The sequence below is a fragment of the Solibacillus silvestris genome, from assembly GCF_051967575.1.
In the GTDB taxonomy this organism is placed as follows: Bacteria; Bacillota; Bacilli; order Bacillales_A; family Planococcaceae; genus Solibacillus; species Solibacillus silvestris_B.
Genome location: NZ_JBQCJW010000052.1, coordinates 1 through 10,754, shown reverse-complemented (window position 1 = coordinate 10,754; position 10,754 = coordinate 1). Strand labels below are relative to the sequence as shown.

The window sequence follows — 10,754 nt, the reverse complement described above, 5'->3', positions numbered from 1 at the left end:
AGCGTCTTTAGACGTGGGCCAGTAATCCAGCGTTTCACGCGCAGAGAAAACCACCAGTTCAACTGGTGGTTTTTATTTTGAAGGGAGTTCGCATAAACCCAAAGAAGTCTGTTTCCTGCGCATTTCAGCGATTCTGAAAACGGATAAGCGGCCGCCGAACATTGCAGGGTCTTTCACGTATTTGCAATATTGTCGCTTGCATCTCGGAATTGATGTCGTTATAATGCCTAGTAGAATGATAAAGATTGAGGGGTAAATGAGATGTTACATCAGTTTTCACGAAATGAGCTAGCTATCGGTACAGAAGGCTTGCAACAATTAAAAGATACGACAGTCGCTATTTTAGGAGTGGGCGGTGTAGGTTCGTTTGCGGCGGAAGCATGTGCACGCAGCGGGATTGGCCGCATCATTTTAGTCGATAAAGATAATGTAGATATTACAAATGTAAATCGCCAATTAGTCGCATATTTATCAACGGTTGGGAAGTCGAAATCAGCTGTTATGAAAGAGCGTATTGCAGATATTAATCCAGAATGTGAAGTGATTGATATGCATATGTTTTATACAGAGGAAACATATGAGCAGTTTTTTGCGCAAGGCATTGATTATGTCATCGATGCATCGGATACAGTAATGTACAAAATCCATATTATGAAGGAATGTTTAAAGCGCAATATTCCAATCATTTCAAGCATGGGCGCTGCCAATAAAATGGATCCGACACGTTTCCAGATTGCCGATATTTCCAAAACCCATACAGATCCGCTTGCCAAAGTCATCCGTACGAAGCTTCGTAAAGAAGGCATTAAAAAAGGTGTGACGGTCGTATTTTCAGATGAATCACCAATCGTCGTACGTCCAGATGTAGCCCAATATGTAGGAAAGCCTGAAGCGGAAATCCGCAAAGCAAAATTGCCGCCTTCTTCAAATGCATTCGTACCATCTGTAGCTGGATTAATAGCAGCAAGCTGGGTCATTAATACAATATTGAAAGATATTAAAATTAACCGCGTTCAAGGCTAATGAAAAGGAGCTGTCCGGAAAAATTCGATGAAATCGATTTTTTCGTGACAGCTTCCTTATTTATAGTAGCTTAATTTGCTGAGGTCCAGGTTTCCCGAAGAATAAATCATAAAAATAATACTTTCGTTTGCTTACGATTTCCCGGTATTCTTTACTGACAGCCTTTCCCCATCTTTTCTCTATTGAATAATTTTGACCGCCTGCTGATATGTTTCTTCAATATTTTTCGTTACATGATTGTGATCATGATTGATTTTTTCTAAAACGATGCATAGCTGGTCAATGGAGTTGGTGCTTTGTTCGATGATTGCTGCAAATTCATTCGTTGCGGTTTGGATAGATTCCCCGTTTTTTTCAATTGATTTGACGCTTGTTGAAAATTGTGTTAAGTTTTGCTGCAGATTTTTCATCGCATTAAATAGATTTGTGAACATTTGATTTGATTTTTCTATCATTTGCACTTGAATTTCGACATGGTTCAACCCATTTGTCAATCGTTCAAGCGCCAGTTTATTAAAGGAATTGACTTGCGCTAAATTTTGATCGATTTTTAATACGGTATCATCTGTCATACTCGCAAGCTTACGAATCTCTTCAGCCACGACAGCAAATCCTTTCCCATGCTCCCCGGCCCGTGCAGCTTCAATCGAGGCATTCAATGCTAATAAATTCGTTTGTTCAGTTATTTTATGGATTGAGTAGGCAAATTCATTCGTTTCGGTAATTTTACCTGATAAAGAAAGGAATGTCGTATTCAATTCATTGAAAAATGCGGTAAACTGATCGATTTCCAATTTTAACTGAATCATGGAATTAGCGCCATCAACAGCACTCACACTTCCATTCTCCGCTTCTGTTACAATATAGTTCAGTTCCTGAACGATTGAGTGTAGCTCTGTATTCGTCATTTCAGTACTTTGCACAATGGATTGTACATACTCTGATTGCTTATGTGCACCGACACTGACTTCTTTTAATGAAGCAAGCATTTGCTGATGTGCTGCACTCGATTCGTTTGTGCTATCTGTGATAAGCTCCAATTTTGAAGTAATGCCTTGTACAGATGATTCTAAGCGATGATGTAATTGTTCTTCATGGAAAGCGCGTTCATTTGCCTTGACCATAAATTCCTCAATATTCCCCAGCATTTTTTTGTTTTGCCGCACTTGCAGTAAAATCGCTATAAACATAAGTGTCTGTGTAACGAAAACATTCGCCGGATCTATCGCAAAGCCATCTTTGTCCATTGTAAAGTTAAAAATCAACCCTAATGTAGAACCGATATAGCCGGCACATAGCACTTTTACCCGGTTATGGACACTGCTTAAAATTAAAACAAAAATGCTTAAAATAATTGTTGCCAATGTCACTTTATTCGTCACAATCGTACCGTAAACCGTTAAAACTCCTGCAATGATGACAACGTATGGAAAATAAGGTCGCAATTTCACGATTTTCCGCTGAAGGAAAAAGCATATAAATACAATCGTCACCGGAATTATTAACGATAAAGCAACACCAATTGGCCGATCGATAAAAAGTTGCGCAAAGCTTCCTAATATTGCCGCTGTACCGTAGACAATCATTAAAATCGTGTTTTTCTCATACAAATCTTTTGCGTTTAATTGATCAATCATGAAATCACCTTTCTTAGAAATGTCGTTATTTCGTCACACATTACACACTTTCATTAATTTATACAGTATTTTCCTTCTGTTGTCACGTCTTTTTTGAATGGCCATTCATTTATTTTTAGTGATGTTACTATTGTGATAAAATAATTATAGAAATTTAAGAGAGGGGATTAATGAATGATTATTCATCAATTGGAATATCGGGGACTTAATTTATTAGATGGCATAGGAACAGTGGAAATAGCGATAAATCCTGGTTTGGAAACGATTCATATATATGATACAAATTATATAGTCGAACCTGAATATGATTTTTCAACGGGAGGTTATACACTAAGCGAAGGCTTTTGGAAAATGGCGAAAGCGGTAAAAGAAAAACAATTTTTAAAAAATAATGATGAAAATAATTTAAATTTATGGACAGAATCATTTAAATGGGTTTTTTATAGTTCAAATCGCTCGATGAAAATATATGAAAAAGGGGAAATAGTTGTATTCAAGCTTCCTCATATTGAAAAGGATATACAATTGTATGAAAAATACTTTTCTCGTTTGAAGGAGGAATAGTTTAATGGCAAATGACATAATATTCTATTAAGAGATTAATTATGGCAAAAATATGGCAGGTTTTCAGTCATTTCTTCGTTTTTGCAGAATAATGTCTTTTTTTTGTTATAGTAGGGATACGTGTTGAATATACGTAAGGGGATGTAAGGAGGAGCGATGGAATGACAATTGAAATGAGAAATGATTTATTGAATTTGCCGAATTTACAATTAAAGATGGATACGATTGTTTTTGATAATATCGATACGAAACCAAACTGGTCAAAAGCATATGAACTGCTTGACGAATTATTGCAAAAGGTAGCGAATAATTTTAATAGTTATATTGAAAAAAGTGATGGGGAAATGCCGGCACCGACAACATATTGGACTTTATATATGGATATTGCGTCAAGGCTTTTATATTTTACAGGTTTAGCGCATTCAAATTTAATTGCGGATGATGATGTGGACGCACGGACGCATATTATCGAGCTTTATGAAATAAGTGCAAGCTGTGTGCCAAATGCTCAAATCGAAAATAACGAAGAGTTGATCTCGGAAATCAAAAAGAGTATCCAGCAGTTAAATGGACAGCAGCAAGTGGAGCTGCAAATAGCCGACAATGTTGTGCAATGTATTGAGAGATTTTATAATTTTACGAAATCATACGAATGATTCATTAAGAAAAGAGCCGGTTTCCGCTATTGTGAAACGGCTCTTTTTTGTATGCGCTTACTTTATGCCGGAAAAGTTCGCTATGAACAGCTTTGGTTAGTTTCATTTTTCATTTGCCAAAAGATTATAAGCATTCATAGTGCGGGTAAATTTAATAATATAGAGTGGTCAAAGTCTAAGCGCCGATTTGTATAATTGCTCGATTCTTTCGTGAATTGTTATGAATCGTTTGCTTATGCGTCGTCCCGGCCAATATTTGCGGCTCACACGACGCGAGTCATAAGGGCCATACCATGGTATTTATGGCCCCTTTGAGTTGGATCGGCGCTTCAGCATATTTGTTTTATGTTCGAAATGATTTGAGTTTTTCATAAATGGCTGCCATGCGTTTTTCTTCACCTGCTATAACAGGCTTATAAAATTCGGCCCCTTTGATCTCATCGGGCAAGTACTGCTGTTGAACCCAGCCGCCGAATGTGCCAATCGGGTTGTCATGCGGGTATTTGTATCCGACATGGCCAAGTGTTTTTGCGCCTGCATAATGTGCATCCTTTAAATGATTTGGAATTTCGCCTGTTTTTCCCTCATGAATCGCTGCAATCGCTTCATCGAGTGCTTTATATGCAGAATTCGATTTGTCGGAAAGGCACATTTCAACAACTGCTGTCGCCAATGGTATACGCGCTTCAGGCAATCCAAGCTTGACGGCTGCTTCGGTAGCGGCTTGTACATGTGCACCGACACTTGGATTTGCGAGCCCGATATCTTCGTAGGCCATGACGAGCAGCCGGCGACATACCGCAATCAAATCCCCGCTTTCCAGTAAATGGGCCAGATAATAAAGGGCTGCATTCGGGTCGCTGCCCCGGACGGATTTTTGAAGGGCGGATAATAAATTGTAAAAATGAGAGCCGCCTTTGTCCCCGAATACGCCTATACGTTTAGCAAGTGCGTCAATCGCATTATCGTTTAAAATGGTTACACCATCTTTTTCATCAGAAGCATAGTAGACTGATTCCAGCAATGTTAAAGCTTTTCGTGCATCACCGTTTGAAGCGTTCGCTATATTTTCGATTTGCTGTTCGGTTGCATCAATTTGTATATTTCCTAATCCGCGCTCTTTATCTGCTAAAGCATCATGAAGAAGCTGCTGCACGTCCTCGATTGTCAGACGTTCCAATTGCAGTATTTCCCCGCATCGGGAGCGGATTGCAGGATTCACATCATGGAACGGATTTTCCGTCGTCGCGCCAATAAGGACAATTGATCCGTTTTCTACATGCGGCAACAATGTATCTTGCTGCAGTTTATTGAAGCGATGGATTTCATCTAGAAATAATAGGACTTTGCCGCTCATTCGTGCATCCATGACGATTTGCTCGATATCTTTTTTCCCGGCATGTGTGGCGTTCAAGGCAAAAAAAGGCAGATTTGAACTGCCGGCAATGGCATTTGCGATTGAGGTTTTTCCTACCCCTGGAGGTCCGTATAGCAGCATCGAAGGAACATGACCTTTTTCGATCATTTTAAAAAGGGGTGTCGTCGGTCCGATTATATGCTGCTGTCCGACAATTTCGCGTATTGTGCGAGGTCTCATTTTATAAGCGAGCGGTTCGTTGTGCATTATCCTTCGCTCCTTTGCTTTTATAATAGAAAATAATAATTCATCAACATTAATGATAAAGTATTTCCGAGTGGTTTAAAAGGAGTTATGCTATAATAGGTATTATTAATGGACTAGAAAATTAGAGGTGTTACGATGAAGATTTCAACTAAAGGACGATACGGTTTAACGATTATGATTGAATTAGGAAAGCATTATGGTGAAGGGCCAATTCCATTGCGCCAAATCGCTGCCGACAAAGATTTATCAGAGGCATATTTGGAACAGCTCGTGTCGCCGCTTCGCAATGCAGGACTTGTGAAAAGTGTGCGTGGTGCATATGGCGGTTATATGCTGGCACATAAGCCAAATGAAATTTCGGCAGCAGATGTTATTCGCGTTTTGGAAGGACCGATTCAGCCTGTCGAAGGAATTGAAAATGAAGAAGCGCCTCAACGCGAATTATGGATGCGTATTCGCGACGCGGTCAAAAATGTACTAGATACAACGACAATTGAAGATTTGGCGAAATATACGAACAATGAAGTATCTGATGGTTATATGTTTTACATTTAGTGTTATTTAAAGGAGTTAGTTAGTTTGAAAAATACAATTTACCTCGATCATGCCGCAACATCACCGGTCGCACCTGAAGTCATTGACGTAATGGCAAAAGCGATGGCGGAGGAAAGCGGAAATGCATCGAGTATTCATACGGTAGGGCGGCAGGCGCGTAAAGCATTGGATGAAGCGCGTGTTAGCTTAGCAGCGCAAATTAATGCGAAGCCATCTGAAATTATTTTTACAAGCGGCGGGACAGAAGCTGATAATATGGCCATTTTTGGAACGGCATATGCCCGCCAAAAAGAAGGAAAACATATTATTACAACGCAAATTGAACACCATGCCGTATTGCATGCTTGTGAGAAGCTTGAAAAGGAAGGCTTTTCGGTGACGTATTTACCGGTCGATCAAACAGGCCGTATCCGTGCCGAACAAGTAAAAGAGGCTTTACGCGACGATACGATTTTAGTAACCATTATGTACGGGAACAATGAAGTCGGCACAATGCAGCCAATTGCTGACATTGGCGCAATTGTCAACGAGCATTCCGCTACTTTCCACACAGATGCGGTACAAGCATTCGGATTGGAAAAAATCGATGTGAACGCACTTCATATTGATTTATTGAGTGTCAGTGCGCACAAAATAAATGGTCCTAAAGGTATTGGTTTTCTATATGCAAAAACAGGAGTAAAGCTGACAAATCTATTATTTGGAGGCTCCCAAGAGAAAAAACGCCGTGCAGGAACGGAAAATGTCCCGGCAGTTATCGCATTTGCAAAAGCGGCCGAATTAGCAGTACAATCCGCACAGCAGCGCGCGGAGCAGTACAATGGCTACAAAAATATTTTAATCGAACAATTCCAAAATGGGAATATTGATTTTCATGTGAATGGACATCAAGTATATGTATTGCCGCATGTGCTGAATATTACATTCATTGGAACAGATGTAGAATCATTTTTAGTCAATTTGGATATGGCTGGTGTCCTCGTATCGAGCGGTTCAGCATGTACGGCAGGTTCGATTGATCCATCCCATGTATTAGTTGCGATGTATGGACAAGAGGCACCAGAGCTTCGTAGTTCCATTCGCTTCAGTTTTGGGTTAGGATTGACAGATGAGTTAGTTCGTGAAGCAGGTAAACGTACTGCTGAAATTGTAAAGCGGCTAACATCATAAATTTAATTAGAAAGACTTCGCGCCTTTTACGCGATTTGTCTAAGAAAAGGTGAATAGTAAATGGTAGAAACAAAAGATCGATCAAAAATCCGTGTCGTCATCGGTATGAGCGGCGGGGTTGATTCATCAGTAGCCGCATACTTATTAAAAGAGCAAGGTTATGATGTTATCGGTATTTTCATGAAAAATTGGGATGACACAGATGAATTTGGGGTATGTACAGCAACGGAAGATTATGATGATGTTATTGCGGTATGCAATCAAATCGGCATTCCGTATTATGCAGTAAACTTCGAAAAACAATATTGGGATAAAGTGTTTACGTACTTTTTAGAGGAATATAAAGCAGGCCGTACACCAAATCCGGATGTGATGTGCAATAAAGAAATTAAATTCAAGGCCTTCCTGGAGCATGCACTGGCACTTGGCGCGGATTATTTAGCGACAGGCCATTATGCACGTGTTGCGCATGACGAAAACGGTGTGAAAATGCTCCGTGGCATTGACAATAATAAAGACCAGACATATTTCCTGAATCAGTTAACTTCAGAACAACTGGAAAAGGTCATGTTCCCGATTGGACATTTACCGAAGCCTGAAGTGCGCAAAATTGCCGAAGAAGCAGGTCTTGCAACAGCGAAGAAAAAAGATTCTACAGGGATTTGTTTCATCGGGGAGCGAAACTTTAAAGAATTTTTAAGTCAGTACTTGCCTGCACAGCCAGGAAATATGGAAACGTTTGATGGTGAAGTGAAAGGTAAGCATGACGGTTTAATGTATTACACTTTAGGCCAGCGCCACGGCTTAGGCATCGGCGGCGACGGCGACCCTTGGTTTGTTGTCGGAAAAGATTTAGCGCGCAACGTACTGTATGTTGGACAAGGCTTCCATCATGAGGCGCTTTATTCAGATGCATTGACTGCAGTGAAAATGAGTTTTACGAGTGAAGTGAAAACTGGTACATTCACATGCACAGCAAAATTCCGTTATCGCCAGGAAGATTCGCCTGTAACGGTGACAATGCGTGAAGACGGTACAGCATATATTGAATTTGCAGATCCTGTCCGGGCGATTACACCAGGGCAAGCGGTCGTATTATATGACGGCGAACTATGCCTGGGTGGCGGTACGATTGACGAAGTATTTAAAAATAGCGAAAAATTAACATATGTAGGGTAAGTGATGATGGGATTGTCCGGGAAAGCTTTCCGGGACAATCCCTTTGCGACGAGGATGACCAAAATTTATGATAGTCACTAAAGAAGCAATACTATGTGACTAAGACCCGCACTTATGTTTTGAGGTGAAGATATGGATACAAATTATAATGAAATCGGGATTAAAGCATTCCAGGAAAAGCGCTATGAAGAGGCGGCACAAGCTTTTACCGAAGCAATTGAAGCACAGCCGAATGATGCGGTAGGCTACGTGAATTTCGGTACGCTACTTGCCGCAATGGGAGATATAGAACGGGCAGAACGCTTCTTTCAAAAGGCGATTACAGTGGATGAAAAAGCGGCAACGGCTTATTACGGATTAGCAAATTTATATTATGAGGCAGAGCGCTACACAGAAGCGGCAAAGCTTTATCAAAAATCTATCGACTATGGAATTGAAGGGGCAGATGCCTACTATATGCTTGCGAAATGCTTTGAACGGGAACAGCAATTCAAACTGGCATTACCCTTCATGCAACGTGCTGCAGAGCTTGCGCCGACGGATTTGCAAGTTCGTTTAGCATACGGCATTTTACTATGTTCGCTGGAAATGTTTGATTTTGCAAAGCCGGAGCTGGAATTGGTAATTGAAGAAGACTGGAACAATGCGGATGCCCATTATAATCTAGGTGTTTTATATGCTGTTTCAACATCGGATACAGAAAAAGCGAAGTATCATTTAAAACAGGCATATACTTTACAGCCGGAATTTGATCAAGCGAAGTATTTATATGATATGATTTGTCAGCGTACAAACTAACTGAAACGAAGAAGTTTTTATTCAAAGTGATGTGTTGGAAATGTTATTTTTCCGGCCATCACTTTTTTAAATTGAAAAACAAATGAAATATTTATTAATATTCGGTTTATGATATGATGGATTAAACTGACAATTATTTGAGGTGGGATTTAACATGCACGCTAAAATAGATAAAGCAGATTGTATGTTTTTAATTTCTGATGAGGAGTTAGGTCGATTTCAGCAATTAATTGATGAACTTGATTTTTTTACACTTATACTTCCATTTGTTAAAGAGTCTTACCAATGTTCTCTAATGATATTGGATATATGGTATTTAATATCAACCAAAGAAATCAAGCGCATTACAAACCCGGAAAATACGATGATTTATCCATACCGGAAATACTTTTTGGAAATAATAAAAATCTTTCAAATAAAACGCTATATTCAGCTTGCTCTATATGAAAATGAAAGATTGGCATTTATATGTGCGCTATACATTTATAAGGGAATGGACGAATTTATTTCAACTAAAATGGCATTAAATGAAGAAATAGCACCGAACTTTATCGCACTTCAAAAATATAGTCAAAAAAGTTTAAGACCTTACTATGATTCCAAATATATAGAAGTTGAAAATTACCCGAAGCAATTAGCGCTGCTGCAAAGTGCGATAGTAACTGAATTGCAATCGATTCATCGCAAGTTTGAAATGCCGCTATTATGGACGTTCGAACAGTCCATAGACGAAGCGAGTAAAATTTATGAAGCTGTATTTGGATTAATAAATGATTGGGGTGGACGCGTTCCATGATTATTTCAAACCAAATCGAACATTTGAAAAATTTGTATAAAGAGCTGAAATATGCGGAAGTCATTCAATTCGGCACGATTACATTGCCGTTTTCGCTTGAGGAAAAAAGATATGATGATGCACTAGTTTGCTATGAGTATATCGCTTCTGCGTATTTTGAAACAGGAAATTTGGAAAGTTTTCTCGTTATGATGAATGATTATGAGAAACTTTGTTTAACTTATGGAAAAGACCAGAATAAAATGATTTTTTACTATTTATTAAGCCTTTTAAATGTAATGTTTGGAAAACACGACGAATCAATCGAAGCGTCAAAAAAATCGATTAAATATGCACATTATTTAAAGCGCAATGAACTGATCGTCATTAATTATTATAATATTTCAGCCCAATTCGCCCATACAGATCAAATTGAAAAAGCGGGTATGGCAATGTGTTTGGCGAATTATTACAAAAGGGAAATGCCTTATTTAAACCCGACGATTGTAAGAGGCTATTTAGGGGCACTTTATTATTTTGCCGTAACGAGAAACAATGATGAATTCCAAAAGAATAAACAGGATTTTTCAGAACGCCTAAAAGGGAAATATTCATTCTATCATGGCAATATGTTAATTGCCGAAGCTATTTTAAAATTTAATCTAGGCTATGTACAGGAAAGTGTTTCATTTTTTGGAGGGCACTGAAAAACTTACATTTTTTACGATGAATTAGTTTTTCAAACAAAAATAAGGCCCTTTCCATTCGTTTTT

The 10,754-nt window shown here is 39.0% G+C and carries 11 protein-coding genes; 9 read left to right on the top strand and 2 right to left on the bottom strand.

Going from position 1 to position 10,754, the window contains the following annotated elements:
• The first annotated feature begins 261 nt into the window (after positions 1 to 261).
• Positions 262 to 1,023, top strand: a complete 762-nt coding sequence (locus tag ACTHOQ_RS18140; protein WP_440497558.1) for a tRNA threonylcarbamoyladenosine dehydratase — start codon at positions 262 to 264, stop codon at positions 1,021 to 1,023.
• 179 nt (positions 1,024 to 1,202) lie between these two features.
• Here the strand turns inward: ACTHOQ_RS18140 and ACTHOQ_RS18135 are convergent, their stop codons facing one another.
• Entirely contained in the window at positions 1,203 to 2,660 is a 1,458-nt protein-coding gene (locus ACTHOQ_RS18135) for a methyl-accepting chemotaxis protein (protein ID WP_440497557.1), read from the bottom strand.
• A 174-nt stretch (positions 2,661 to 2,834) separates the two neighbouring features.
• Here ACTHOQ_RS18135 and ACTHOQ_RS18130 point away from each other — a divergent pair, with 174 nt between their 5' ends.
• Together ACTHOQ_RS18130 and ACTHOQ_RS18125 are read left to right on the top strand one after the other, a co-directional pair.
• Positions 2,835 to 3,224 carry an aminopeptidase gene (locus ACTHOQ_RS18130; protein WP_440497556.1) on the top strand — a complete coding sequence of 130 codons (390 nt, stop codon included), beginning with the start codon at positions 2,835 to 2,837 and terminating at the stop codon, positions 3,222 to 3,224.
• Between the two features lie 161 nt (positions 3,225 to 3,385).
• The gene (locus tag ACTHOQ_RS18125) at positions 3,386 to 3,880 is read left to right on the top strand and encodes a GTPase (RefSeq protein ID WP_440497555.1); all 495 of its coding nucleotides are present in this window, start codon (positions 3,386 to 3,388) and stop codon (positions 3,878 to 3,880) included.
• A 343-nt stretch (positions 3,881 to 4,223) separates the two neighbouring features.
• Here the strand turns inward: ACTHOQ_RS18125 and ACTHOQ_RS18120 are convergent, their stop codons facing one another.
• Entirely contained in the window at positions 4,224 to 5,504 is a 1,281-nt protein-coding gene (locus ACTHOQ_RS18120) for a replication-associated recombination protein A (protein WP_440497554.1), read from the bottom strand.
• Between the two features lie 135 nt (positions 5,505 to 5,639).
• Here ACTHOQ_RS18120 and cymR point away from each other — a divergent pair, with 135 nt between their 5' ends.
• The 6 genes from cymR (at position 5,640) to ACTHOQ_RS18090 (ending at position 10,688) form a co-directional block, all read left to right on the top strand.
• Positions 5,640 to 6,059: a cysteine metabolism transcriptional regulator CymR gene (cymR, locus tag ACTHOQ_RS18115; RefSeq protein WP_440497552.1), complete on the top strand. Its 420-nt coding sequence runs from the start codon at positions 5,640 to 5,642 to the stop codon at positions 6,057 to 6,059.
• A gap of 24 nt (positions 6,060 to 6,083) precedes the next feature.
• Positions 6,084 to 7,229, top strand: coding sequence for a cysteine desulfurase family protein (locus tag ACTHOQ_RS18110; protein ID WP_440497551.1), 1,146 nt, complete (start codon positions 6,084 to 6,086; stop codon positions 7,227 to 7,229).
• 60 nt (positions 7,230 to 7,289) lie between these two features.
• Positions 7,290 to 8,408, top strand: coding sequence for a tRNA 2-thiouridine(34) synthase MnmA (gene mnmA, locus ACTHOQ_RS18105; RefSeq protein ID WP_440497549.1), 1,119 nt, complete (start codon positions 7,290 to 7,292; stop codon positions 8,406 to 8,408).
• 132 nt (positions 8,409 to 8,540) lie between these two features.
• On the top strand, positions 8,541 to 9,206 hold the full coding sequence (locus tag ACTHOQ_RS18100) for a tetratricopeptide repeat protein (protein ID WP_440497547.1): 666 nt from the start codon (positions 8,541 to 8,543) through the stop codon (positions 9,204 to 9,206).
• Positions 9,207 to 9,360: 154 nt separating this feature from the next.
• Positions 9,361 to 10,002 carry an ATPase gene (locus ACTHOQ_RS18095; protein WP_440497546.1) on the top strand — a complete coding sequence of 214 codons (642 nt, stop codon included), beginning with the start codon at positions 9,361 to 9,363 and terminating at the stop codon, positions 10,000 to 10,002.
• Complete coding sequence (locus ACTHOQ_RS18090) at positions 9,999 to 10,688, top strand: hypothetical protein (protein ID WP_440497545.1); 690 nt, start codon at positions 9,999 to 10,001, stop codon at positions 10,686 to 10,688. The genes ACTHOQ_RS18095 and ACTHOQ_RS18090 overlap by 4 nt, the downstream gene beginning before the upstream one ends.
• The last annotated feature ends 66 nt before the right edge of the window (positions 10,689 to 10,754 follow it).

Excerpts from the sequence above, each read along its gene's own strand:
- ACTHOQ_RS18140 (WP_440497558.1), top strand. The coding sequence starts at position 262 with ATGTTACATCAGTTTTCACGAAATGAGCTAGCTATCGGTACAGAAGGC.
- ACTHOQ_RS18135 (WP_440497557.1), bottom strand. The coding sequence starts at position 2,660 with ATGATTGATCAATTAAACGCAAAAGATTTGTATGAGAAAAACACGATT.
- ACTHOQ_RS18130 (WP_440497556.1), top strand. The coding sequence starts at position 2,835 with ATGATTATTCATCAATTGGAATATCGGGGACTTAATTTATTAGATGGC.
- ACTHOQ_RS18125 (WP_440497555.1), top strand. The coding sequence starts at position 3,386 with ATGACAATTGAAATGAGAAATGATTTATTGAATTTGCCGAATTTACAA.
- ACTHOQ_RS18120 (WP_440497554.1), bottom strand. The coding sequence starts at position 5,504 with ATGCACAACGAACCGCTCGCTTATAAAATGAGACCTCGCACAATACGC.
- cymR (WP_440497552.1), top strand. The coding sequence starts at position 5,640 with ATGAAGATTTCAACTAAAGGACGATACGGTTTAACGATTATGATTGAA.
- mnmA (WP_440497549.1), top strand. The coding sequence starts at position 7,290 with ATGGTAGAAACAAAAGATCGATCAAAAATCCGTGTCGTCATCGGTATG.
- ACTHOQ_RS18100 (WP_440497547.1), top strand. The coding sequence starts at position 8,541 with ATGGATACAAATTATAATGAAATCGGGATTAAAGCATTCCAGGAAAAG.
- ACTHOQ_RS18095 (WP_440497546.1), top strand. The coding sequence starts at position 9,361 with ATGCACGCTAAAATAGATAAAGCAGATTGTATGTTTTTAATTTCTGAT.
- ACTHOQ_RS18090 (WP_440497545.1), top strand. The coding sequence starts at position 9,999 with ATGATTATTTCAAACCAAATCGAACATTTGAAAAATTTGTATAAAGAG.